General features: G+C 42.5%; 24 protein-coding genes. 2 read left to right on the forward strand and 22 right to left on the reverse strand.

Annotated features, from left to right (window positions below; translation table 11 throughout):
* Positions 1–76: 76 nt before the first annotated feature.
* A complete protein-coding gene (locus AAAT93_RS12615) occupies positions 77–1,159 on the forward strand; it encodes a lytic transglycosylase domain-containing protein (RefSeq protein WP_227573285.1) in 1,083 nt (360 codons plus the stop codon).
* 198 nt (positions 1,160–1,357) lie between these two features.
* On the opposite strand, the gene AAAT93_RS12620 is transcribed toward AAAT93_RS12615, so the two are convergent.
* From AAAT93_RS12620 to AAAT93_RS12685, 15 genes are all read right to left on the reverse strand, one after another.
* Positions 1,358–3,925, reverse strand: a complete 2,568-nt coding sequence (locus AAAT93_RS12620) for an FHA domain-containing protein (protein ID WP_021985276.1) — start codon at positions 3,923–3,925, stop codon at positions 1,358–1,360.
* Between the two features lie 75 nt (positions 3,926–4,000).
* Positions 4,001–5,224 (reverse strand): cell division protein FtsZ, encoded by a 1,224-nt coding sequence (gene ftsZ / locus AAAT93_RS12625; RefSeq protein ID WP_021985277.1) that lies wholly within the window; start codon positions 5,222–5,224, stop codon positions 4,001–4,003.
* A gap of 91 nt (positions 5,225–5,315) precedes the next feature.
* A complete protein-coding gene (locus tag AAAT93_RS12630) occupies positions 5,316–6,017 on the reverse strand; it encodes a cell division protein FtsQ/DivIB (protein ID WP_021985278.1) in 702 nt (233 codons plus the stop codon).
* Positions 6,018–6,053: 36 nt separating this feature from the next.
* Positions 6,054–7,217 (reverse strand): FtsW/RodA/SpoVE family cell cycle protein, encoded by a 1,164-nt coding sequence (locus AAAT93_RS12635; protein ID WP_021985279.1) that lies wholly within the window; start codon positions 7,215–7,217, stop codon positions 6,054–6,056.
* Between the two features lie 41 nt (positions 7,218–7,258).
* On the reverse strand, positions 7,259–8,626 hold the full coding sequence (gene murD, locus AAAT93_RS12640) for a UDP-N-acetylmuramoyl-L-alanine--D-glutamate ligase (protein WP_227573286.1): 1,368 nt from the start codon (positions 8,624–8,626) through the stop codon (positions 7,259–7,261).
* Between the two features lie 33 nt (positions 8,627–8,659).
* The gene (gene mraY, locus AAAT93_RS12645; RefSeq protein WP_021985282.1) at positions 8,660–9,610 is read right to left on the reverse strand and encodes a phospho-N-acetylmuramoyl-pentapeptide-transferase; all 951 of its coding nucleotides are present in this window, start codon (positions 9,608–9,610) and stop codon (positions 8,660–8,662) included.
* Positions 9,611–9,651: 41 nt separating this feature from the next.
* Positions 9,652–11,421 (reverse strand): peptidoglycan D,D-transpeptidase FtsI family protein, encoded by a 1,770-nt coding sequence (locus AAAT93_RS12650; protein ID WP_331682251.1) that lies wholly within the window; start codon positions 11,419–11,421, stop codon positions 9,652–9,654.
* 72 nt (positions 11,422–11,493) lie between these two features.
* Positions 11,494–13,584: a peptidoglycan D,D-transpeptidase FtsI family protein gene (locus tag AAAT93_RS12655; protein WP_227573287.1), complete on the reverse strand. Its 2,091-nt coding sequence runs from the start codon at positions 13,582–13,584 to the stop codon at positions 11,494–11,496.
* Between the two features lie 58 nt (positions 13,585–13,642).
* Complete coding sequence (locus AAAT93_RS12660) at positions 13,643–14,158, reverse strand: hypothetical protein (RefSeq protein WP_117781067.1); 516 nt, start codon at positions 14,156–14,158, stop codon at positions 13,643–13,645.
* Positions 14,159–14,176: 18 nt separating this feature from the next.
* Complete coding sequence (rsmH, locus tag AAAT93_RS12665; RefSeq protein WP_117781068.1) at positions 14,177–15,118, reverse strand: 16S rRNA (cytosine(1402)-N(4))-methyltransferase RsmH; 942 nt, start codon at positions 15,116–15,118, stop codon at positions 14,177–14,179.
* Between the two features lie 11 nt (positions 15,119–15,129).
* Positions 15,130–15,564: a division/cell wall cluster transcriptional repressor MraZ gene (gene mraZ, locus AAAT93_RS12670; protein ID WP_177982953.1), complete on the reverse strand. Its 435-nt coding sequence runs from the start codon at positions 15,562–15,564 to the stop codon at positions 15,130–15,132.
* Positions 15,565–15,756: 192 nt separating this feature from the next.
* Positions 15,757–16,701, reverse strand: coding sequence for a prolipoprotein diacylglyceryl transferase (gene lgt, locus AAAT93_RS12675; protein WP_177982951.1), 945 nt, complete (start codon positions 16,699–16,701; stop codon positions 15,757–15,759).
* A 62-nt stretch (positions 16,702–16,763) separates the two neighbouring features.
* Positions 16,764–17,861: a redox-regulated ATPase YchF gene (gene ychF, locus AAAT93_RS12680; RefSeq protein ID WP_117781070.1), complete on the reverse strand. Its 1,098-nt coding sequence runs from the start codon at positions 17,859–17,861 to the stop codon at positions 16,764–16,766.
* 218 nt (positions 17,862–18,079) lie between these two features.
* On the reverse strand, positions 18,080–18,250 hold the full coding sequence (locus tag AAAT93_RS13670) for a helix-turn-helix domain-containing protein (protein WP_227573288.1): 171 nt from the start codon (positions 18,248–18,250) through the stop codon (positions 18,080–18,082).
* A 198-nt stretch (positions 18,251–18,448) separates the two neighbouring features.
* The gene (locus AAAT93_RS12685) at positions 18,449–18,712 is read right to left on the reverse strand and encodes a hypothetical protein (RefSeq protein ID WP_021985290.1); all 264 of its coding nucleotides are present in this window, start codon (positions 18,710–18,712) and stop codon (positions 18,449–18,451) included.
* A gap of 264 nt (positions 18,713–18,976) precedes the next feature.
* On the opposite strand from AAAT93_RS12685, the gene AAAT93_RS12690 reads away from it, so the two are divergent.
* Positions 18,977–19,306: a hypothetical protein gene (locus AAAT93_RS12690; protein ID WP_118373472.1), complete on the forward strand. Its 330-nt coding sequence runs from the start codon at positions 18,977–18,979 to the stop codon at positions 19,304–19,306.
* 207 nt (positions 19,307–19,513) lie between these two features.
* Here AAAT93_RS12690 and AAAT93_RS12695 read toward each other — a convergent pair whose 3' ends face one another.
* The 7 genes from AAAT93_RS12695 to AAAT93_RS12725 form a co-directional block, all read right to left on the reverse strand.
* Positions 19,514–20,086, reverse strand: a complete 573-nt coding sequence (locus AAAT93_RS12695) for a CDP-alcohol phosphatidyltransferase family protein (RefSeq protein ID WP_005335451.1) — start codon at positions 20,084–20,086, stop codon at positions 19,514–19,516.
* A complete protein-coding gene (locus AAAT93_RS12700; protein ID WP_118544816.1) occupies positions 20,076–21,140 on the reverse strand; it encodes an FUSC family protein in 1,065 nt (354 codons plus the stop codon). Before AAAT93_RS12700 ends, AAAT93_RS12695 begins: the two co-directional genes overlap by 11 nt.
* 33 nt (positions 21,141–21,173) lie before the next feature.
* Positions 21,174–22,217, reverse strand: a complete 1,044-nt coding sequence (locus AAAT93_RS12705) for a HAMP domain-containing sensor histidine kinase (RefSeq protein WP_118544815.1) — start codon at positions 22,215–22,217, stop codon at positions 21,174–21,176.
* Positions 22,217–22,927, reverse strand: a complete 711-nt coding sequence (locus AAAT93_RS12710; RefSeq protein WP_005421560.1) for a response regulator transcription factor — start codon at positions 22,925–22,927, stop codon at positions 22,217–22,219. The genes AAAT93_RS12705 and AAAT93_RS12710 overlap by 1 nt, the downstream gene beginning before the upstream one ends.
* Positions 22,906–24,339, reverse strand: coding sequence for a phospholipase D family protein (locus AAAT93_RS12715; protein WP_227573289.1), 1,434 nt, complete (start codon positions 24,337–24,339; stop codon positions 22,906–22,908). The genes AAAT93_RS12710 and AAAT93_RS12715 overlap by 22 nt, the downstream gene beginning before the upstream one ends.
* A 175-nt stretch (positions 24,340–24,514) precedes the next feature.
* Positions 24,515–24,940 carry a MarR family winged helix-turn-helix transcriptional regulator gene (locus tag AAAT93_RS12720; RefSeq protein WP_118373476.1) on the reverse strand — a complete coding sequence of 142 codons (426 nt, stop codon included), beginning with the start codon at positions 24,938–24,940 and terminating at the stop codon, positions 24,515–24,517.
* Between the two features lies 1 nt (position 24,941).
* Complete coding sequence (locus AAAT93_RS12725; protein ID WP_172679323.1) at positions 24,942–26,306, reverse strand: citrate/2-methylcitrate synthase; 1,365 nt, start codon at positions 26,304–26,306, stop codon at positions 24,942–24,944.
* Positions 26,307–26,579: the final 273 nt, after the last annotated feature.

Raw genomic sequence — 26,579 nt, forward strand, 5'->3', positions numbered from 1 at the left:
ATTTTCGCCTTGACATTTTTCCAGAACTAAGATACCTTTGAAGTACCTATGAAAGAAACGAAGGGAGGAAGGAATCATGGTATTTATCGAAGGCGTCGGCTATGTGAACGACAGCAGTGCCGTTGCAACGCCGAATCATACGCAGTCCGTATCGGAAACAACAGCAAATTTTGATGGTATGCTTCGCACGGAAACAGATAAATTAAATCAGGCATCTGTCACAACGAACCTTGATTCCATCTTCAAGGAAGCCGCTGACAAATACGGCGTATCCGAACGACTCTTAAAGGCAATCGCCTATACAGAGTCCGGTTTTCAGGCAGATGTGACCTCCTTTTCCGGTGCGATGGGAATCATGCAGCTTATGCCGAGCACGGCAAGTGCATATGGGGTATCCGATCCTTACGATGCTTACCAGAATATCATGGGCGGTGCAGCCGTGCTGAAGGATCTTCTGAATATGTTCCAGGGAAATCAGTCGCTTGCAATCGCAGGCTATAATGCCGGATGTGGCAATGTAAAAAAATATGGTGGCGTACCACCATTTACTGAGACACAGAATTATGTTGCCAAGGTCACAAGCCTGATGCAGACCGGTGTATCGGTTCCTGCAAATACAGTCACAGTAAATCCTTCTGCAAATACCTCTTCCAATACCGGAACGGCTACAAGCGAAAATTTCAATACTTCAAATGAAGCAACTGTTTCTTCCGAAACAGCAAAAAAAAATGCGGAAATCCTCGCAGAGATCAAAGAGATCATCTCTGCCATTTCCACACTCACAACGAACCAAAGCACGTATTCAAATACATCCATGCAGAGTGGTCTTTCCGCATTAAACGGAACATCCGCTTCCGATTTCAGTGCAGGCAGCCTGCTTTCCTCCTATGGGAATCCGATCTCTACGATTCTGTCATCCTTACAGAATGTAGATACAACGGACACGGACAGCCTGCAGAAAGTTCTATCCTACGCAGAGTACCAGTTACTCACCAGCCACTACACAAACATGGTTGATATCATCTCCGTACTCGGAAGTACAAGCCTAAGCTCTGAAAGTGATTCGGACGACTCTCTCTCACATTTGTTCGAACTCGCGACACAGCAGAATATGCGTAAAGTCATAAACGTCATGGGAAATTCTACTTCCCTTCTATAAAATACAAAGAGTTGGTTGTCCGTTCATATTCTACGCAGACGCGCTCCCGCTCGGTTCAGCACGTAACGGTACTAAATTCGTGCTTCGCACTCATTAAGTACCGACGTGCTTCAACGGTCTGCTTTAGAATATGAACGGACAACCAACTCTTTTTACACTTTACAGGGAAACAAATCCCCCTTATCTTATTCTATTCTGTTATCTCTGTTCATCTTTTAATTTTCTTAAAACTAATACACTTACTCCTGCGCACAGGAATGTGGAACCGTACAATATCAGCCATGAACGAACCGTTCTTGCCTTGGAACGTACATACATCTTGTTCTCTTCCGTCTCGGCCGGTTCATACTCTGCCTCAATCGTCTGCGGCTCCGATGTGTATTCCTCGAAGGTCTGCGGATTGTTTGCAAGTGCAGAATAGGTTTCTACTGCATCCTGCAATTCATTGATCTTTTCATCGTAGGCTTCCTGCATCTCTGCAATCGCATCGTTACAGGTGGCAACCAGATCGTCAAACTGTTCCTCAACCTGTTCGCTCTCTTCCTGTCCCGGTGGATCTAGCGAATTCAGGTCACAGGTGCTTCCGATGGATTCCATCGCCCAACGGGAATACGTCAGATACGAAAGCTTGTCTGTCACACCATTTAACTCAAACAGGATACCGGAGAAGATCAACTGCACGATCAACACAAACGGTGCAATCGCCATTGCCCGGTCCGCACTCTTCGTAATAGAAGAAAGCAGCAATCCCATACCTGCCGCTGCATAAATCGTAAGGAAGATCAATACGATTATTTCCACTGTCGCATTGGAGAAGATCACACCCTTACAGTCCGGTGCACCCTTGATCAACACGAATGTCAAAACAAGTATCACTGCCTGAATCAGGGATATCACACCCTGCACAATATATTTCGACAGCATGTAGATTGGAAGCTTCAGATTACCCATATATTCTCGTTTCAGAATGACACGTTCCTTGTTGACCTCCTGAATCGTGTTCAGAAGTCCCATCCAGATACCGCCACTCATCAACGTAAATAAGATCGACTGTGTCTCCGTGAACAACTCATAAATACCGGAACGTGCAACCAACGTTAACAGCAATCCAATGATCAACGGCTGTCCGAAGATCAGCGCCAATCGCTGTACATCATTCATGATCAGGGTCGTATATCTTCGTACCAGAATGCCTAACTGTGCAAATCCACTCACCGTTCTCGGTTTGATTGCCTCTCCGTTTGACTCACGCACCTGTCCGCTTACCGCATTGATACCGGACATCTTAAACTGCGTCTCCCAGCCCTTTGAATCAGCCGTGATAATATCATAGACCTTTACGAGATTGTCTGTATGGAAGAAATCTTTAATTCCTGCCGGACTACCACAATAACAAAGCCGTCCGCCATATCCCATGATGATAACTTTATCACACAAGTCAAGGTTGTTGATCGTATGGGTTACCATGACAATCGTCTTTTCCTGCTCTTTTGACAGCTTGGATAATGTCCGCATCAGATGTTCTTCTGTTCCCGGATCAAGTCCGGATGTCGGCTCGTCCAAGAAGAAAAGTCCCGGATTCGCCAGAAGCTCTACCGCAATGCTAGCACGCTTTTTCTGTCCACCGGACAGACGGCGGATATAAGTATCCTTATGCTCCGAAAGTTCTACCATACGAAGCACTTCTTCGATCCGCTCCTCAATTTCCTGATTGCTTGTATCCTGCGGCATCTTCATTTTCGCCGTATAATAAAGCATCTTCTTAAGCGTGATATTCTCATAGATGATATCCTGCTGTGGTACAAATCCAATAATATTTTTGAGCGTCTGGAAATTCTCATGCAGATCTGTGCCATTGCAATATACATGCCCGGTCACCTTGGAATCAAAGCCACTCATCGCAGTCATCAGAGTTGTCTTTCCAGCGCCGGAACCACCGATGATTGCAACAAATTCATTTGCCCCGATACTCAGGCTGACTTTATCCAGAATCGTTTTTTTGCCACCCTTCGCTGGCACTTCCTTGTTTAAGTCGTGTACCTCTAATGCAATACCTTCCGGGTTCACCTTGTAATACAGGACATTTCCATCATAGATAAATGTTGTATTCAGGATGGTAAAGATATCTTTGTTTGACAGACAATATGGCTTCACAATCCGGCTTCCATTTACAAACACACCATTTGTTGAACCATTGTCAAACACATAAAATTGATTTTTTACTTTACGGACACCTGCATGGTATCTGGAAATCGCAACGTTTTTCAACCGGATATCACAGTCTGCTGCACGACCAATACTGTTGTCGCCGTCATGCAGGGAATATGTCTTCCAACGGCCTTCCTTCTGCTGTCCGTTGTACAACAGGAGTACCGGATCAATGCCATCCATCGAATGGTTCGTTCCAAGACGCACGATCATATCTCTGCCATCGCCGCCATAATACTGATCGGGTGCCATCTGGATAAACTGCGTACCATAGGCAAGATAAGAACCGTTCGAGCTGTGATTGTCGCGGATATAGCATCTGCCTTCCTGCAAATAGAGCTCGCCATGATTACCTGAGACAATGCTGGAATTTAATCGGATACTGTTGTTTTCATTCCGACCGAAAGTGTATGCGCCATCTACAAATTTGCTCAGGTCGTATTCCTGTATGCCACTACCATCTACAATGACAAGCGAGCTTTTTCCTGTCATATTTTTCTGGTATTGCTGCAGCATCGACTCGTCAAACAACACCGTTTTTTCTTCTCTGTCTCCCATAAGTCCTCCCCTCTATACTATAAGAAAAAGGACTGTTGCACATACAATACAACAGTCCCTTTAGTTCCTGCTTACTTATCCACGCTTGAGGAAATCTGGAATCTTGATTCCTCCGCCATTGCCTGTCTCTCTCTTTGCAGGAGCTGGCTTTGCTGCACTTGAAATGTCAGCACTTACCGATGGCTTCGCTGCTGGAGTGGACATGAAAGATGGCTTTGTAGCGGTTCCCATTGGCTTTACACTTGTAATTGGCTGGCTCGCATATGTAGGAGTTTTACCAACTGGTGCTACTGTCGGCTTTACAGCAGAAGGCTTTGCTGGATTCTGCATAACCGGCTGTGTTGCCGCATTGTCCTCAATACCTGTTGCGATGATTGTGATACATACATCCTCACCCATCACATCATTATCTACAGTACCAAATATGATATTTGCGCCGTCACCAGCGACTTCTGTCAGGTATGTGATTGCATCGTATGCTTCCACAATACCAATATTTCCTGAGAAGTTTACAATGATATCGCTTGCACCACTGACGGTTGTCTCCAGCAATGGGCTGTCCATAGCAGACTTGATTGCATCCACTGCCTTGTTATCACCACTGGCACGTCCGATACCGATATGAGCGACACCCTTGTCACGCATTACTGTCTGGATATCTGCAAAGTCAAGGTTGATCAGACCCGGCTTGTTGATCAGGTCTGTGACACCCTGTACACCCTGCTGCAATACCTCATCTGCCTTCTTCAAAGCTTCTGGGATACTTGTACGCTTATCGCAGATCTGTAACAGCTTGTCGTTTGGAATGACAATCAGAGTATCTACGTTTTCTTTTAACTTTGCAATACCGTTGATGGCATTGTTCATACGAGGCTTACCCTCGAAAGAGAATGGCTTTGTTACAACGCCGACAGTCAGGATTCCAAGATTTCTTGCAATCTCTGCTACGACTGGAGCAGCACCTGTACCAGTACCACCACCCATACCACAGGTAACGAATACCATATTGGCATCCTTCATGATATCGGTAATCTCTTCTCTGTTCTCTTCTACTGCATTTGCTCCGATCTCAGGCTTTGCACCTGCACCGAGTCCCTTTGTCAGCTTCTCACCAATCTGAATCTTTGTTGTTGCACGATTCTGTGATAAGATCTGCTTGTCTGTGTTGATGGCGATCAACTCGACACCTTCCACATTCTCATCAATCATTCTGTTTACTGCATTGTTACCAGCTCCACCTACACCAATCACAAGGATTCTTGCAGGGGTTTTCTCGTCATTCGATTTTATTTCAAGCAAGGTCTTTTCCTCCTTTATTCTATTTGCGCATTATTATCCTATATAATATAGGTTTTTGTTGAAATAATCAATAGGTTTACGTAAAATTCACTTAATTTTTGCTAAAGCTCGCAGTTGCATTTTCCGAATCAAAGTCTTTCATATACAATGTTCCGGACATACCTTCCAGATTTTTCAGTATGTTGCCCAGATTCATCATCTGAACCGCCAGATATTCCCCCTCTCCCAATTCGATTGTAATGCCTCCGTGTTGAAGGACAATTTCATTTTCAGCGGTGAACTTGATACCGTCAATCTCCAGATCGTATTTTTCCACCAACTGCGTGATAGTCAGTATTGTCTGGAATTTCTTGTCGTCGTCACTCGGCAGTTTCTTGCCGATGCTCCACTCGGTAAAGGTCAGACCTTTGATCAGCGGTGCACTTCCGACACGTCTCTTCGACGAATCCAATACTATACCATCTTTATCAAAATACACATAGTCGCCCTTGTATAACACACAGCCGGCTATGGATTTTTCGTAAACTGTCACGGTTACCGTGTTTTTATCTGTTAGTTCCAGATCCATCTTGCTTACAAAAGACAGATCTTTCAGTTTGTTCATTTTACTTTTGATATACAACAGCAATGTGTTGTCCAGCGGTGCTTCTTCCTTCATCGCATCACTGACCGACTGTGTATTTACAATCTCACAGCCTTCCACCTGCACCTTATCAACTGTCCATGTCGAAAGATACGCAAGCGTTCCAAGTATCACTACAAGTATAAACAATACAATCCAATGTTTCTTCAAAACGATTCTCCTTTTGTTTCTATGTACCGCTCTGATTTACCGCTGCATCTGCAGCTCTTCTTTCGTTGGTGCCTCGTATGGAAGCATCTGTCTCGACACGCTTAACACAAATCCCATCTCTACCATCAGGAACGCCAGCGATGTACCACCATAACTGATAAATGGAAGTGGGACACCTGTATTCGGGATGACATTGGTAACAACACCGATGTTGATGATCATCTGCACTGCAATATGTGTCATAACACCGGTTACAACCAATGCACCATACCGGTCTCTGGCATGGTTCGCAATATAGCGAAGCTGTACGATCAGCATGACAAACAATGCAATAACACAAAGCGCGCCGAACAGTCCAAGCTCTTCACAGATAATCGCAAAGATCATATCGTTGTGCGACTCCGGCAAAAATCCAAGCTTCTGGATACTCTGTCCCAAGCCCTTTCCGAACAATCCACCGGAACCGATTGCATACAGAGACTGCATCGTCTGGTATCCGGAATCACTCGTCTCCGGGTGCAGCCATGCATCGATTCGATCACCACGATAACCAACGGTTGTGATAAGCAGTACACCGGCAATCACCAGTGCAACGACCGGCATAACCAGAATTTTATAATCCGGACATGCCACAAATATAATGACGACCATGATTGCCACACAGACAACCGCGGTACTTAAGTTCTCTTTCGCGATCAGACCCGCACTGACAATACACGGTGCGATCAGCCGGATGATTCCCTGATAAGAGGTCAGGTATTTCGGATGCTTCACACAAACACTCGGCAGATACAGGATAATCAGCAGCTTTACAATCTCGGATGGCTGTAACTGAATACCACCGACCTCAATCCAACGCTGTGAACCATTGGAGGATACACCAAGCACCAGTGCGATACCGGCACAGACAATCATCGCTGTCACGATCAGCCGCTGCATCACCGGACGCTTATAAAACTGATAATTAAAACAGGATATCAACATCATTACGACGATTCCTGCCAACCCGATCATACCCTGACGCATCGCAAAATATCCGCTGGGAAGCCCGGAAAGTGTCGCCCGGTATGCACTCGCGCTATACACCATCATGACACCAAACGCAAGCAAAACGACAACCAAGAAAATCGTCTGATAATCAATGTATCCGCCGGTTGCGAATACTTTATTCTTTTTCAATTTTCTTCTGCCATATGCCATAGCTCAGACACCCCTGTCTTTTCTTTCCATTTCCGCTTTCCTTATGAAAGCGCATTTACATATTCCTTGAACATATCTCCACGCTGCTCATAATTGTCAAACATCCCCCAGCTTGCGCATGCCGGCGAAAGAAGCACCGCATCGCCCGGCTGTGCATGTGTATGACAATACTCCACAACCTGTTTCAAGTCATCCATCATTTCAATGTTTTCAAATCCATGCTTTCTTGCACAGTCTGCAATATCCTGTGCTGTCTGTCCGATCAGAAGCAGACATTTTACCTTGCCGTCAAAGCTCTCTATCCACTCATCGTAAGTAGACTTCTTATCATAACCGCCACCGATCAGATACGTCGGACGCACCATCGACTGGATTGCCTTGATCGCTGCATCCGGATTTGTTCCTTTGGAATCATTATAATAATTCACATCATTTAATGTGCGCACATATTCGATCCGGTGTGCCACACCCTTAAATGCGCCGCAGACCTTACGGATCGTGGCAATATCTGCTCCCATATAATAAGATATTGCAACCGCAGCCAAAAGATTCTCTATATTGTGATCTCCCAGCAGCTGGAACTCAGAAAGCGGCATCACATAAGTCTCTTTGCCATTCTCCCGGATCACAACCGCACCATCTTTGACGATTACACCGGACTCCAGTTCCTTTTTATGGCTGAACAAAATCACCGTTGCCGGAACCTTATCAATACGCTTCACCGTCTCCGGATCATCGTAATTCATCACTGCATAATCTTCCTTCGTCTGGTTCTTCGTGATATCCAGCTTGCAGTTCGCATAGTTTTCAAATGTATAATGCCGGTTCAGATGATCCGGTGTAATATTGAGTATCGCGCTCACATGTGGGCGGAATGTATGAATTGTCTCCAACTGGAAGCTACTGATCTCTGCAACCGTCACCGAATCCGCACTGCTCTGATCAGACAGACTTGTGTATGGGATTCCGATATTTCCTACGACAAATGTTTTGTCGTTGTAGGCTTTCATGATCTCGCCAACCAATGTAGTCGTTGTCGTCTTTCCGTTCGTACCTGTGATGGCGGCTACTGTACCCTTCTCGTAAGTATATGCAAGCTCGATTTCACTCCACACCGGAATACCTGCTTCTTTTACCTTGAGCGCAAATGGTGCATCGACCGGGATACCCGGACTGATAACCATACAGGAAATATCTGCAAGCAGTTCATCAGTCAGCGCACCAAGCCAGATCGTCAAAGCCTCTGGTTTCTTGTCAACCCCGAGCTTCTCAAGAATGACTGCCTCTGTGAGTGTACCCTTCGGGTTCTCATCAAACAGCACAACCTGCTCTCCATTTCGAAGAAGCTGCTCACTTGCACAGATTCCACTTTTTCCTGCTCCTGCAACTAATACTTTCTTATCGAACATCGTTTTCCCTCTTTTCCATTCTATCTAACGTTCTTAAATTGCCAGAATTCCGATCAGACACAGAATCGTTGTAACGATCGAGAAGATCGCAACGACCTTTGTCTCCGGCCATCCGCAAAGCTCAAAATGATGATGGATCGGTGCCATCTTAAATACTCGCTTTCCAGTTGTCTTGAAGCTTACAACCTGAATAATAACAGAAAGCACCTCTGCCAGATAAATAAATGCAACGATCAATATAATCAGTGGCATCTGCAGCATATACGCTGTCGACGCAACAAATCCACCCAATGCCAGTGATCCGGTATCTCCCATGAACACACGTGCCGGATAGACATTGTATACCAAAAAGCCAAGCAGGCTTCCTACGACTGCACATGTAATCGGTGTTACACCAGAGCCTGCCGCGATAGATGCAATCGCGAAAAAGGTTGCAATCAATACGGTAACGGAGGATGCCAATCCATCCAGGCCATCTGTAAAGTTCGCACCGTTTGCTGTACCAAGCATAACGAAGAACATCAATGGGAAATAAACCCATCCAAGGTCAACGACCTTATGTGTAAATGGAATAATCATCGTAGTTCCAAGATCCGTATATGCATGAATGTAATATGCAAAAACACCTGTTACCAAAAACTGTCCCAACATCTTCTGCCATGCACGAAGTCCAAGTGACCGCTTCATAACAACCTTGATAAAGTCATCCAAGAAACCAACCAGACCAAATCCCAATGTTGCAAACAGGATTGGAACGATCTCCTTATGATCCTTGATGTAAAAGAGTGATGTAATCACGATACTGAACAGGATGATCAATCCACCCATCGTCGGCGTTCCCGACTTCTTCAGATGCGATTCCGGTCCATCGTCACGCACAAACTGCCCGAACTTCAGTTTCTTTAAGAATGGAATAATGATCGGACTTAAGATCACACTCACACCAAATGCTATCAATGCTGGAACAATTATGTCGTACTTCATATCTTCTCTCCTTTATCAAGCCATCGCTTGTATTGTAATATTTAAAACACAGCATCGTCGATGCTGATTGTCTGCGTCGTCTCCTCCTCTGCGTTCTCGTCCTTGTAGATACCGAGATACGGCAGAATGTTGTCGTATATCTCACCTACGACCGGTGCCGCAATCGTACCTCCATAATAGATACCCTGCGGTTCATCAATCAGAATCAGTGTCATAACCTGCGGATTGTCCGCCGGTGAAAATCCAAGGAAGGATGAAATGTAACGGTTCTCACTTCGCGGCAGTTTCTCACTTGTTGCCGTCTTGCCACCAATCGAATACCCTGCGATATACGCCCGATGTCCGGTGCCCTCTGCAACGACTGCTTCGAGCAGTCCTTTCATCGTCTCGCTGGTTGCTGTACTTACTGCTCCTGTCTTCGTCTCATATTTCAAAACCTCAGTGACATTGTTATTTTCATCTGTCGTATACACACCGAAATGAGGTGTGACCAGATTCCCGCCATTCACAACTGCAGATGCAGCACGCATCAACTGTAACGGCGTAATCTGAAACGACTGTCCAAATGACATCGTTGCAAGCTCGACCGGTCCTACCTTTTCCTGCTTATGGAAGATGGAATTTGCCTCTCCCGGCAGGTCGACCCCCGTCTGCTCAAACAACCCTAATTTTCTTAAACCATCATAGAAACCATCCACGCCAATGCGTTCCCCAACCTGCATAAACACTGGATTGCAGGAATTCATGATACCTTCCCGGAAGGTTTCTGCCCCATGTCCGGCAACCTTGTGGCACCGAATCCGGCGATCCTCCACAATATGATAACCCGGGCAGTAAAACTGATCTTCCACGCGCAACACGCCCTGCTCAAAAGCAGTTGTCGCTGTCACAATCTTGAACGTCGAACCCGGCTCATAGGTATCACTGATACAATAGTTTCTCCACATTTGGTTCCACATATCCTGCGTTACCGTTTCGTCCGTCTCATAATTCAATGTAAACGGTTCATTTAAGTTGTATTCCGGCACATCCGCAAGTGCATAGATCTCTCCATTCTGCGGATTCATCACGATAATACATACGCGTTTTGCCTGTTTTTTCTCCAGCACCTCAAGCGCTTTCTGCGTGATATATTGCTGGATGTTTATATCTATGGACGTGACAAGATTTTGTCCGGCTGTGCCTTCCACTCTTCTCTCCGCCATATTTTCCACTTCAATGCCTCTGGCATTTGTAACGGTGTTGATGCTGCCATTTTCGCCCATCAACAGATCATCATAGTATACTTCCAGCCCGACAATACCCTGATTGTCGCTACCTGTAAATCCCAGCACATGGGATGCCAGTGTACTGTACGGATAATACCGTTTGTAGTCCTCATCAATCATAACGCCTGCCAGATTCATCGCGCGGATCTCATCTGCCAATTCCTTGTCCACATTGCTTTTGATTTTCTCACGCACCGAGCGTTTCTCTACACGTCTCCGGACATCTTCCTCCGGTAGTTCCAGTTTCTCACTGAGAACCCGAATTACAGTCTCCGGATCTTCGATCTGGTTGTAGATTACCGAGATCGAACAGACTGCCTGGTTACCAGCAAGCACAACACCATTTCTATCATAGATGCTGCCGCGCTTTGCCTTGATGCTGCGCTCACGTTCCTGTACCGCCCGCGCCCGATATCCATAATCGTCCGCCTGCATGGTCATGATGGAAACAAGCTTCACCGTTATTATAGTCAATAACGTAAAAAATGCAATCACTACGATCAACAATCGCTTCCGATGGGAACTCGTAAATAAAAGCTGCATATCCGCTATCGCCCAATTCTCATTTTATAAAAATGTATTCCCTGTGCGTGCGAACTATACCTGTTTTCTACATCATCCGGTTGGTGCTTCCTGCGTTGTGTCCTGCGCGGGCGCTTCTGTCGTTGCACTCGGATCTTCTGTCGTTGTCTCGGTTGTCGTCTCACCCTCGGACTGCTCGACATATGGGTTGTCGCTGCCACCAGCTACATCATTGGCCGGAGCTTCTCCACCATAGATTGGCGTTGCAGGTTCATCCTCTGCCGTTGCCTCATCAATATCATATGTCTCATCCGTCTTATAAATATTCAAATATGGGAAGATAGCTTCTGCAATATCTGCAAACAAATGCGCTGCCTCGCCACTTCCTGACTGTAATTCCGGTTCATCCGCTACGACATAGATAACAACCTGTGGATCGTCCACCGGTGCAAATCCAATAAAGGAAAGAATGTATTTTCCATTTCCTCGTGGAAGCTTCTCGGCAGTACCGGTCTTACCTCCAATCTCGTAACCCTCAACGGTCGCTTTCTTACCGGTACCTTCGGATACTACGTTCTTTAAAAACTGACGCATCTGTGCTGATACATCCTCCGAGATCGTTCTTCTGACTAGCACAGGGTCCAGATTCCGGACGATATTTCCATTTTCATCTTCGATCCGCTGTACAACACTTGGCTCATAATAATATCCGCCGTTAATCGCAGAACAAAATGCGGTTCCAACCTGCATCATTGAGGTTGTTACACCCTGTCCAAACGAAGATATCGCAAGGGATACAGCTCCCATATTATCTGCATGATATACGAGCCCACTGAGTGAGGAATCGCTTGGTTCACCCGGCAGATCGACATTCGTGGACTGTCCAAATCCAAACAACACCTGATATTTATCAAATAATGCAATTCCTTCCTTTGCTGCAATCTGCATCAAAGCATCGTTGCAGGATTTCTCCAGCGCTCCGGAAAGATCGACCGTTCCATGTCCACCGTAATCATGGGAATGACACTGTATATAACGGTCCTCAATCTGCTCACCACCATCACAGAAGAATGTATCCTCTGGTGTGATCACACCCTCTTCGAGTGCGCCGGAAATCGTAAATGTCTTATAGGTAGAACCTGGCTCAAACACATCTGATACTGGGAAGTTACGCCATACCTTGTATAGCGCATCCACATGTTCTTCATCCGTTCCGTTTTGCTTAAAGTCCTCAAAACTGGAATATCCGGATGCCTCGAGTTCTTCCTGCGTATCGAACTGATACTGTGTCGAATCCAGATCATAAGCATCATTTGGATCAAATGTATGGGAATTATACAGCGCCATGATCTGACAATTCTTCGGATTCATCACGAGCACGGATATATTCTTAGCGTCCTCTTCCTCCAGTTTTGCCTTTACCTTTTCCTCAACAATCTTCTGCACATTTGCATCAATACTTGTCACAAGGTTATAGCCGTTAGTTGCCGGCTCAATCGAATTGGTCACGCCGTAATCCTCATTCAGATACGAGTATTCCCGTCCGTTCGTACCATTTAACTCGCTGTTATAATACTCCTCGACGCCATACATGCCGACATTTCCGCTGACGGTAAATCCAAGCAGATGGCACGCAAGTTCTTTGTTCGGATAGACACGTACATACCGCTCTTCGTAATAGATTCCAACGACATTGGAGCCTTCATCGGTTTTGCAGTATTCCTCAAATTTCTGTACTTCCTCGTACTCAACGCCCTTCTTTGCCACTACATAGTACGATTTTTCATTTGCCAGAAATCCTGCGATCTCCTCATCTGTAAATCCGAAAAATTCCTTCAGCGCTGATACCGTCGCCGTCTTTTTCTTCTCATACTGCACGATATTGGCAGGCTCTAATATCAGATCATACACCTTCTTATCCGTCGCAAGCACGGTTCCGTTCGCATCGACAATATCACCACGCTTATACGGAATCACTTTGCTGGAATAGCCCTGCTGCGTCAATACCTGCTGCTTATACTGGCTTCCTTTTTGTGCATTGATCCAGATAATTTTTGCACCAAGCACACCAAATCCAACCATGACACACCCAAACACAAATTTCAATCTGCCGCGCATCCGGTTGGTAAATACCTTTCGCTTTCGTCTTCTTCTATTTTCTCTGTTTTGTGGTCTTCTAGTCATACTTTTACCTCAACCGCAAAAATCGAGCAGCGAAACTGCTCGACTTTTGATCTACATCCTAATTCGAACCCGGAACATCCTGATACTGTTTTACATAATCTTCATTGGCACTGTCATAATAAATGATCTGTCCCTTCTTAGCGTAGACCATGCCAAGTTCATTGGTTGCTACATTGTAAATATCGTCCAATGTATACATATTATTCAAACGAAGCTTATGTGCTGCGTTATCATCTTCGATCTTTTCAAGTTCTGCCTCTAAGGCACTGATGTTGTTCTGCTGTGTACTGATCTTCGTATTCAGATATAACATCAATACGCTTGATCCAACAACCAGACATACCATAAATGCCATAAACAGCATATATCCTGCGGAGAATGCCAGCGTCTTTTTGGTCTGCGCAGTCACTCTGCGCCGTACCTTTGGTCGTTCCTGCGGACGCTGTTGTGGAGCAACTCTACGACTCGGTGCCTTTCTTTCCGGCTCATGCACACGGCGTGCCGGAGCTGCGTACATCTGTCTTGCAGCCGTACCGTCTACATAATTCATTTGTCTTCTAACCTGTTGTGCCATATCAATCACTCCTTAAAATCATACATCTGCTTTTTCAAATACCCGCAGCTTGGAACTCTTTGCCCGACTGTTTTCTGCCAGTTCCTGTTCACTTGGAACAATCGGCTTTCTGGTAATCACCTTGCCAGTCGGCTTCTTCCCACATACACAAACCGGGAACTCCGGTGGACATGTACATGGATTCATATTTCTTTTAAATATCGTTTTTACAATCCTGTCTTCCAACGAATGGAATGTGATCACGCTCAATCTGCCACCTGGATTCAGCCATGAGATCATAGTATCTAACGAATTCTCCAGCACATCCAGCTCGTGATTCAATTCAATCCGAATCGCCTGAAATGTTTTCTTGGACGGGTGTCCCTGTCCCTGCCGGACTTTCGCCGGGATCGCCGCCTTGATGATCTCGTTTAACTGTCCGGTTGTCTCTATCACCTGCTCCTGTCTCGCCTTGACGATATGCTTTGCAATATTCTTAGCGAAACTGTCCTCGCCATAATCGCGGATCACATGGTACAGCTCCATTTCAGAATATTCATTTACAATATCCTTCGCTGTCATAGTACTTTCCTGATTCATCCGCATATCAAGCGGCGTGTCCTCACGATAAGTAAACCCACGTTCCACATTATCAAGCTGATACGAGGAGACACCGAGATCCAGAACGATTCCGTCAACACCGCTCACAGAACAGTTCTTTAATACTGCATCAATATCCTGATAGTTGGAATGCACGATCGTTACACGATCTTTGTAATCCTTCAACCGCTCGGTCGCAGCTGCAATCGCATCCAGATCCTGATCGATTCCGATCAGTCTACCTTTGTCCGAAAGCCGCTTGCAGATCTCTAAGGAATGTCCACCCCCACCGAGGGTTCCATCCACATAGATTCCATCCGGTTTTATATTCAGACTGTCAATTGTCTCATCTAAAAGTACCGATTTGTGTTTAAATTCCATCGCAGCCTCCCTTAGATGTTGAACAACTCACCAATCTCGGCGATTTCTTTCAGGTCAATCTCTTCTGGGCTGTTGATCTTATCCCAGGCTGCCTTATCCCAGATTGCTACGGTATCCGTATGTCCAATCATGACAACCTCGCGATCAATGCCCGCATATTCACGTAATTTTTGTGGAATTACAATACGATACTGACTATCCATCTCACAGACAACCGCAGATCCTTCATAGAAATCACGAAGACGTCTTGCCTGGAAATTACTCTTTGGCAGTGCAGCAAGCTTCTCTGCGAATTTTGTCCACTCTGCTTCCGGATATACGTCAATGTTATGGTCCATGCCATTGCACAGCACAAATTTATCCCCAAGTTCCTGACGGAATCTTATGGGAATAATCAATCTGCCTTTTGCATCGAGGCCATGATTCGATTCTCCTATCATACCCATTGACATATAGCTTCACCTTTCGTATTGCATACAATGTTCTTCCCTGTGTGGGAACAACCTCCACCGAGCACCACTTGACATCCATTTCACTGCCACTCAGCTTCCACTTGGGTTTCATTGTAACGCAAAAAAAAGGGAAATGCAATACCAATTTGCATTTCCCTTGTCTAATTCTTACAATATTCACATTTGTTATTGTGTATCTTTTTCTTCGGAATCCGGTGTTTTCACCGGTGCTTTCACTGTTTCAAGACGTTTTTTCACGATGATTACCGAACAGACAAGCACACAGATTGCTGCAAGCAGCTGGGACACCTTCATATTAATAAACGGAATCATCAGAGAATCCGAACGCAGTCCCTCGACCCATACACGTCCCATTCCATAGCCCCACAGATACATGAGGAAGATCTCTCCATCAAACTTCTTGTGCTTCCGGTAAATGATAATTACAATCAGCAAAATCAGATTCCACACCGATTCGTACAGGAAAGTCGGATGTACCGTGATCCACTGCATTCCATCGTAAACCTGCATATGATTCGCCATCTCCGAAGTGATGATACCGGAGTTAATCATACCGGTCAGGGTTCCTTTGCCAACATAATAATCTGTTGGAATTGCCATCGCAAAAAGCGAATTCGTATAATCGCCAAACGCTTCGCGGTTGAAGAAGTTACCCCAGCGTCCCATGATCTGTCCGATCAGAAGTCCCATCGTCACCGTGTCGGCAAGTACAGAGAACTTCATCTTCCGTTTCTTCGCAAAGACGATTGCAACAATCACACCTGCAATCACGCCACCGTAGATGGCAAGTCCGCCACTCCGGATATCGATCAGATCGAACAACGTCTTCCCGAAGCCCTTGCCCTTCTGGAAATACGAATCCCAACTGAATATAATATAGTAGAGCCGCGCACCTAAGATTGCCGGGATGATCAGCCAGAGCATGAAGTCCAGATAGGTGTCCTCGCTCTGCCCGGTCCGTTTTGCTTCCTTGCTGATCACAAGGAACGCCAGCACAAATCCAAGTGCTATGATCACACCATAAAATTTGATTTCAAATCCAAAGATCGTGAATCCGTCTTTGATATTTTTTAATACTATCCCAAGATTTGGGAATCTGATATCATACATAGTTTTTCCTTTTTATTTTCATCTATAGACTCTATTGATAAGTTTTTCACAATGATATGTTTCTATACATTAAACTTAAATAAGATCACATCGCCATCCTGCACGACGTATTCTTTTCCTTCCTGACGTACAAGACCTTTTTCCTTCGCTGCAAGCATGTTGCCGCTCTCCATCAGATCATCGTAAGCAACAACCTCTGCCTTGATGAATCCACGTTCAAAATCCGTATGAATCTTACCTGCTGCCTGTGGTGCCTTCGTGCCCTTCGTGATTGTCCATGCACGCGTCTCATCCGGACCACTTGTCAGGTAACTGATCAGTCCAAGCAGAGAATAGCTTGCCTTGATGAGCTTATCCAGACCGGACTCCGATACGCCAAGCTCCTCTAAGAACATCTGCTTCTCATCATCATCTAACTCGGAGATCTCCTGCTCAATCTGTGCACACACAGCAAATACTTCACTGCCAAATTCCTTCGCATATTCGCGAACCTTCTGTACATATGGATTACCTGCTCCATCATCTGCCAGATCATCCTCCGATACATTTGCCGCATAGATTACCGGCTTGCCTGTCAGCAGGTTGTATTCCTTCATCCACTTGATCTCGTCCTCATCGTCTGTCTCAAAGGAGATTGCAAGCTTTCCGGATTCGAGATGCTCCTTGATCCGCTTCTGCAGATCGACTTCCTTTGCAAGTTCCTTGTTATTGGCTGCGCCACGCTGTCCCTTCGCAATTCGACGGTCAAGCACCTCAATATCTGCGAAGATCAGCTCATAATTGATTGTCTCGATATCGCGGATCGGATCAACTGAACCATCGACATGAATGACATTTGGATCTTCAAAGCAACGTACAACATGCACAATCGCATCTGTCTCACGAATGTTGGATAAGAACTGGTTTCCAAGTCCTTCTCCCTTAGATGCACCCTTTACAAGTCCTGCAATATCAACGAACTCAATCACGGCCGGTGTTGTCTTCGCTGAATGATACATCTCGGTCAGCTTGTCAAGACGCTTGTCCGGTACCGGTACGACACCCACATTCGGATCGATCGTACAGAAAGGATAGTTCGCGCTTTCCGCGCCCGCCTTTGTCAAAGAATTAAATAATGTGGACTTTCCGACGTTCGGAAGCCCGACGATACCTAGTTTCATTTTATGTTATCTCCTTTGTTTTTTGTTCAGCTGTTGTGTGAACATACCGCGCTTCTTTCGTAACTAAAGAAGCCACGCATTCAGCATATACTATACTATAACGTGGCCTAATTGTAAATTCTAAAGTTGATAATTACCCTTACAAAATGAATAAATTGTCTTATATCTCAACATTGTCCAGGATGTATTTTTCAAACTCCATATTCTTTCTAAACGTCTCATTCGAAGTATTCTCCATCCTTTATACATAAGATGGTATTCGCATCCTCTCCATAGAAATTCATTAAAATAAACAGCATTTCCAGGCTTATTCTTCTGGTTCCATTTTCTATACGTGAATAGTGTTCGCGAGAAATGTGCATCTCATCTGCCGCTTCCCGCTGCTTCAACTTTTTTTCTCATTCTTAGTTCGTGGAGCTTCTCTCCAACTTTCTTCTCACAAAAAGTGTAACTCATCACCAAGCCTCCGTTCATCGCCAAAACGTTTGTCTCCAAATGTAGGGATCAAGACAAACCAGATATCTGTTTAGTGGTAGGACGCCAAACAGATTTCGATCATATTTTCTGCAGTATTCATATTTTCCTGCTTACTCTTCATTTAACTCATTGATGGAAATATCTTCGGAATGAAACTTCTTCCAAATCTTGTTTCCATCTATATTTTCACGCCCAGTTGTAAGCATTCTTACCTGACGTTCCAATTCGTCAATTCTTTTTAATGTATGCTCAAACACTTCATCTGCAATAATATCCGCCGCCTTCATGTCATCCTCACTTCCTGTCTTCAGATAATGCATAAGAAATTCTGTAATCAGTTGATTTCTTGTGTGACCATTCATTTCCTCCAGCATTTTTATAGCGATGCATTTTCCGGAACATCCCGCAAATAATATCTGAAATATTTATACGATCCTGCCACAAGCATCATCCTTTCTCGTTGCGCTGCATCTTCTTTTCCAACTCTCCATCAATCTGCTTCCACACCTCGGATGGTTCCAAATCAAGGATTTCTCCAAACCTATCTTTCCGCACTCGCATTTATACGAGCTTCTTTCATCTATACCTATACCATACTTCAGCCTTCTACCGATTTTGATTCTCTTGATGAAAACTGCATGTATTACGATATTGAATTCCGTATTGTACGTATTCGCCTTGATAATGGAACCTATATCTGTATTGCCACCAATCTTTCAGAAGAAGAATTTCCTCTGGAAGAAATCAATAAACTTTACTGGATGCGCTGGAGCGAGGAAACAAGCTTCCGTGAACTCAAATACACCATCGCAGTAAACATATGCAGGGCATATCTCAAACACGGCGGTAACGAAACAGAGACCATGCTTCTCATACAAAAGTATCTGACACCTGTCAGGTACAATCGAAAATATACTATCCACCTCCGTCCAAAGAGAAATAGAGATTTCATGTATCGGGTTGCATAAATCTCGTTACCATTATACTGCGTTATGAGGCAGATATGCAATCTGTCTTTTTGTCATAAAAAACCTTATCTAAATGACATTGAATGATTTATTTTCTATCTAAAATTTTATTAAACCGACTAAAGACTCCATAGTTTGTGTGTTTGACTTACTGTTTATATCTATCTTCTCCTAAATATTTTTCTAGTCATTGTAATATAAAATTGCTTATACAGTCTCTCCCTTAAGAGTCCTGGTATTCTGGATAATATACAGAGCGACCGATATGACCATCATTATAGCGCACAAACCAATCAACAGATCTGATACCATCGGTGTAATGTGGAACCATATAATATGCACCGCTGCAGTTCCATATAATAAAAAGGTTACTATCTTTCCATGCCAGTCTGCACCATGTACTTTTCCTGTCTTTCGTATCACAAGACATCCACTGACTACCATATACAGCTCCTTACCTGCCATTATTACGATTAAAAGAAGCACATGCGGAAAACGAGTAAACAGACAGATTAACATCGCTGCCTGTGTCAGCTTATCAGCCACCGGATCAAGTATTTTTCCTAAATTACTAATCCTATGGAATCTTCTTGCGATATATCCATCAGCAAGATCTGTAAGACCAGACAGCAATAAGATTTCACCAGCTAACAGAGGATTTTTCTTTACACAATAACTCCATATAATTACCGGAATCAGACAAAGCCGAAAAAAAGAAAGAAGATTAGGAACCGTAATAATTCTATTCAAATTTTCTTCCTGATTCACTTCACTCTGCATGTACGGTCACCTCACTTTCCTTTTTTTTAGACATAAACCAATAAAATATAACACAAAATGCTAAAGCAAACACAACACCAAAAACATTTTGAATCACTCTAAGACTAACCGCTCCTTGTAGTCCATAAGTCTCTGCAGCAATGGCTAAAGCACCAAATGTGTTAAATACTGCCTGCCAGCCATATTGTGCTGAAAATCCTACACCGATTCCACCAAGAATTCCTATATATGCATAGATTGACGAAGGAAGCAGAAAATATAATACTGTAAAACATATAACACCTACAATATTTCCGACAATCCTTTTACGGACTCTGTAGTGCATATCTTCCATAAACGGCAAAATCACGGACATGGCCGCAATACCAGCCCACATTGCACGTGGCATATTACAAAGTTCTGCAATGCAAAGGACAATCGGTACGCATAAAATCTGACATATCTGCCATTTTGTTCTGGAAGAAGTGATATCAAATTCATGTATCAGATCTTTCAGATTTCTTTTATAAGTTCTGTTTTTATGATTTCGATAAAATACGAAGCAGGTAAGTGCTGCACCTAAAGCCATTCCGACTAATCGCATCTGATAGCTTTTTCCCGTAACATCATAACCATATAGCAGCAGATACCCAAGAACCAATGTAGATTGATTAAACATGAATGGATTATGGCATCCGAACAGAATCAACACAGCCAGTGCCGCAATATTTAACAGCATTCCCAATACCGGTGAAAACTGATTTGCTAAATGCGGACATACAGTCATAATTACAAAGAACAAACCCAAAAGCATCGTAGATTGTCCGGTGTGGATCCCCAGATCCGAATTTCTAAACACCATGAGACATAATAAGACTACTACACCTACAATGCTGTTCTCATTTCCAAATAGGATGCTGAAAATACTAACAAAGGAAAAACAAAATGCCATTGTAACAGCTATCTTCACCAGATATACCCACATATGATATAATTTTTCTTTTAGTGTTTCACTCTTTTTCAACAGGTTTTTAGAACCTGCCTGATTTAACTGCAACTCTTGATAAAATGTCATATAAATCCTCCTATCTTCTAATTAATCTTAAAACTATATAATCTCATCTTTCTGCTTTGGCAGCTCTATAACAAATCTGCATCCACCATATTCACGGTTTTCTGCTTTGATTGTTCCTCCGGCACTATCTACAATCCGTTTTACAAGTGCAAGACCTAGGCCATTTCCTTCTGCTTTATGAGATCCATCTACCTGATAGAACTTGTCAAATATTCTGGATTTTACATCATCCTCTATTCCTGGTCCTTCATCTTCCAGAATGAACTTAACAGAATCCTGTTCTTGTTTCAGAAACATCGCAATTGTCCCCTTTGAAGGGCTGAACTTAATCGCATTATCCAAAAGATTTATCCAGATATGCATAAAAAGTCCTTCATTCCCAGTATATTTAACTTCCTCCAATTCTACCTGAAAACCAATTTCTTTTTCTGTCCATTTTGTTTCCAATGAAAGAAATGCCTGGCGGATCTGTTCATCCAGACGATATTCTGTTTTTTTCATTGGTATATTCTGATTCTCTAACTTGGATAACAGCAAAATATTACCAACCAATCCGGAAAGTCTTTGGGTGTTAAATAAGATTTTTTCTACATATTCCTCTTGATCCGGAGACAGTTCTTCTCCCTGAAGCAGCATTGTATATCCTTCAATGGCATTAATCGGGGTCTTAAACTCATGAGAAACATTAGATACAAAATCCATTTGCAGCACCTCTGTTGCACGAAGTTCTTTTGTCATAACGTTAAAACTTTGATAAGATTCTCCAACTTCTGCTATACGGCTGTTCGTTTCCAAATGCTGTTCAAAATCTCCCTGAGAAACTTCCTTCATTGCTTTACTAAGTCTGGTAATTGGTTCCAGTAACTTTGCATTGATAAAGGAAGTAATCAGCCCTGCAATCAATGTATTGAAAATCAAAAGCCAGCCAAGCACAGGTATGCTGCCCGGCAGATTAAAAAAATGATTCAAAAAAGCAAATAATAAAGCAGATATGACTGTTGAAAATACAAGTGCCAGCCAGATTGCACCAGTCAGACAGGATCGGATCCGCAATCCTTTTTTTTTCTTTTGTTCCATTATTTTTTCACCACCTTGTATCCAATTCCACGCATTGTTACGATTTCAAAATCCGGGTTATCTTTAAAACGCTCTCTGAGTCTTCCTATATGTACCTCTATTGTATGTGGGTCTGCCTCCGTCTCGTATCCCCATACTTCATCCATCAACTGTTGTTTTGTAAACGTTCTGCCTGGCGAAGCTGCAAGCTTATATAAAAGCAGGAATTGTTTTTTAGGTAAAACAAGACTTTCCTTATCAGTTGTAACCGTCATTGCATCATAATCAAACTCTGTTGAACCGATCACAATTTTGTGTTCATTCAATATCTGTGCACGGCGAAGCAGTGCTCCGACTCTTAAAACCATTTCATTCACATTTACCGGTTTTACCATATAATCATCACTTCCCGAAAAAAATCCCTGACGCATATCATCAAAGGAACCTTTCGCAGTGATCATAAGTACCGGTATCTGATATCCTGCTGAACGAAGTTCTGACACCAGTTCATAGCCATCCATAACCGGCATCATAATATCAGAAATGATCAGATCAATATATTCCTTATCCAATACTTCTAAAGCCTGTGCTCCATCCGATGCACTTTTGACTTGATATCCATTCTTCTCAAGCACTTTTTGGAATAGCTGGCTTAATTCTTTATCATCTTCTACAATCAATATTTGAAACACGTTTTCCTTCCTCCTTATTAAAACAGATACCTTGCCCATCCAAGCAGATGCTGTACCAAAAATATTTTTCCCTGACGTTTCTTTGTTAATTCGATTGGCTCTACATGATATGGATCATTATAAGTTCCCCCTTCTAATATCTGGCGGGACACTTTTTCATATTCCATCATGCCCTCTTCCAACTGTTTATTAATATCTTTGCTTCGTATTACAAGCATCAGTTCCGTATCCAGATATGCACTTCTCATGTCCATATTAAAGGAACCGATTACAGACAGATCATCGTCAATCAGAATACTTTTTCCGTGGTATGAATAACCGCCTTCATATTCCCAGATATTAATTCCTGTACTTAAGATTCTATTTCTGTTTTTAGCATAATCAGCAGACCCAAATGGATTCCCATTATTCGCAACTGAATTTGTCATGATAGAAAAATCTGAAACGTTCTCTGCAATCTCCTCCCATGTATTATACATCATATCATTACAGATAATATATGGCGTGTGGATCTTTACACGATTTTTTGCATTTTTCATCAATTCTCCCAACTGATACCACACTACTGGTTCTTTGGAACCTGTGTGAATAGGATTTGACACTAATGTAATCTTTTCTGTCTCAAAAGTTTCGTTCGTATAATCGGTCTCGCAGATTCTTTCCTTATTCTCTTCAAAATATTTCTGATAGCTGTTCTGCAGCTCTAAAACTGCGTTCTTTACAGATTTTCTATTTGCCAGTTTTTTATTGTTATGAAAATAACCACTGTCTTCCTGATTCCATATGGTTTCAAAATACTCTGACAACTGGTTAACTGAATTTTCTTTCTCAGGTTCATCGCAAACCACTAACACGTCTCTGTCATAGTTCTTATGTCCCGGAAAATCACCCAGGAAATAATTGTGTGTATTTCTTCCCCCAAGAATATATCTCTTTCCATCTGCAATCAAATATTTATCATGCATTCTACCCATCATTTCCCACGGGTTCAACGGATTGGCCTTATTATACAGTTTAATTTCAACATTCTCATGGGAAGATAATCCATAGAAATACGGATTTCCTTCCATATCAATCCAGCTCTCCATTCCATCTACTAACAGACGAATATGTACACCTCTGTCTGCCGCATCATGCAGTGCTCCTAAAATCAATTTTCCACTTTCATTGGATTGAAATGCAAAAGTAGAAAGAATAATTTCCTTTTTTGCATTCTTGATCAAACGCACTCTTTGTAAAAGCGCTTCTGGATTCTTTTCTATGATTACTGCCCGTTCTGTATTTTCACTGCATTCGTTCCATGACCCATTTTTTGTTTCTTTTTTGGTTGTATTGGACACTTCCGGCTGCTTTTTATATGCAACGCAGATTCCGAGCAATTCATAAAAAGCCACACATAAAAAAATTGCCAGTATAACAAGAAGGATTTTACATATTTTATGCTTTATCATTGTACATCACCTGATTCCTTTTTATTTCATACTTATACAATACAAAGTCAATCTCAATTTAACCTCAACAAAATTTATTTTTCATAAAAAAATATGACCGGCTTCTTTTTAAAGAAACAGCCATATTTTTATTCTAATATATGAAGGAGCTTTTCTTACTCCGTTGTATTAATCACTATTTTATTTCTTCCATAAGCTGTCGGATTTTTCTCAATGTACGCCGTGTAACTGCCAGGTCATCTTCTTGTATATTCGATATGATTTTTTCATAAGCTTCTATCATTTTTTCTTTCTGACAATTACTTAATTCAATTGCCTTGTTCGTCAAAACAAGGTATGTTCTTTCTTTTTTTTCATCTAATTTCCAGATAATATATCCTTTATTTTCAAGACTTTTTACCATCTTAGATGTTTCTGGAATCGATAATTTCATGTATTCTGCCACTTCTGAAAGATATACTCCTTCATGACAGTCTGATTTTTCAACACATTCCTTTATACTATAAAGGAACAAATAATCTGTTCTTTCAACAAATTCAAATATGCTTTCAACATTGATGCTCTTTAAAAAAAACTCCTCTGCACTGGTTCCTGCTCCCATATTATCGTTCCTCTCTTTCTATATATTCTTTTTTGCTGACTAAACTCTTATATGCCGGTCGAATGATCTTATCTGTAGTTATCAATTCTTCCAGGCGATGTGCACTCCAACCAGCAATTCTTGCTATCGCAAATAATGGCGTGTACAATTCTCTTGGAATATTCAACATGTCATACACAAAACCACTATAGAAATCTATATTAGGACTTACTCCTTTGAATATCTGACGCTGCTTTGCAATCAACTTAGGTGCAATCTTCTCAATATTGTTATAAAGGGTCATATCTTTCTCACGTCCTTTATCCCTTGCGAGTTGTTCTACAAAACCTTTGAACACCCTTTCTCTCGGATCTGAAATAGAATATACAGCATGTCCCATTCCATAAATAAGTCCTTTCTGATCAAACGCCTCTTTCTTCAAAATCTTACTCAGATATGATGCAATTTCCTCTTCGTCTTCATAATCTTTCACATGACTTTTAATATCATCCATCATATTCATTACCATCAGATTTGCACCGCCATGTTTTTTTCCTTTTAAGGATGACATTGCTGCTGAAATAACAGAATAAGTATCTGAACCTGAAGATGTTACTACCCGTGTAGTGAATGTAGAATTGTTACCACCACCATGTTCCATATGTAACAATAATGCTATATCCAGTACTCTTGCTTCCAGTTCTGTGAATTTTGTATCTGGTCTTAATAGGCGCAGGAAATTTTCAGCAATAGATAAATCTTTTTCAGGTCTATGAATATACATACTTTCGTTTTTTTCATAATGACAATAAGCATGGTATGCATATACTGCTAACATAGGAAATGCTGCGATCAATTGCATACTCTGCCTTAGCACATTCGGAATTTCAAGACTTTCTTTCTCCTTATCGTAAGAGCCCAATGTAAGAATACTTCGAGTCATAGAACCCATAATATCTGATGTAGGTGCTTTCATAATGACATCTCTGGTAAAGTTAGTCGGTAGTTCCATACAATCAGATAGTCTTCCCTGAAATTCCATTAACTGTGTATCAGTTGGCAATTCTCCGAATAAAAGAAGATATGCTCCTTCTTCAAAGACAAACCTTTTTCCTTTACTTCCTGTTACTAAATCTTTTATATTATAACCACGATAAGATAACTCGCCATCACATGGACTCTTTACTCCATCACGATATTCAAAAGCTTTTATATCAGAAATATTTGTAAGCCCCGTCAACACACCTTGGCCTTTTTCATCTCGTAAGCCTCTTTTTACACCATACTCTGAATACAGATTCTTACTAATGCTATCATTTTGTTCACAAAAAATTGCTTGCTGTTTCATATAATTTTCCAAATTGCTCATTTGAATCGCACCTTTCATTCTGTTACGAACTTACATACTATACTCAGATATTCTTGTTTCCAGAGCATTCAGCATTGTCTGTTCTTTTTCTTATTCTTATTCATTAGCAATACAATACAATGGAAAACTCAATTTAACCTCAACAAGGTTTGTTTTTTCTTCCATGCAAAATCTTCTTTGTACAACAGACTGTTAGATATAGCAAAAACGACCTTTCAAAAACAGTTAACTTCTAAATCAACTGTTTTTTGAAAGGTCGTTTCATCAGATTCTTATAGCAATCCAGCAAAT

The organism is Coprococcus hominis (ex Arizal et al. 2022), from assembly GCF_040094675.1.
Lineage (GTDB): Bacteria > Bacillota > Clostridia > Lachnospirales > Lachnospiraceae > Coprococcus_C > Coprococcus_C hominis.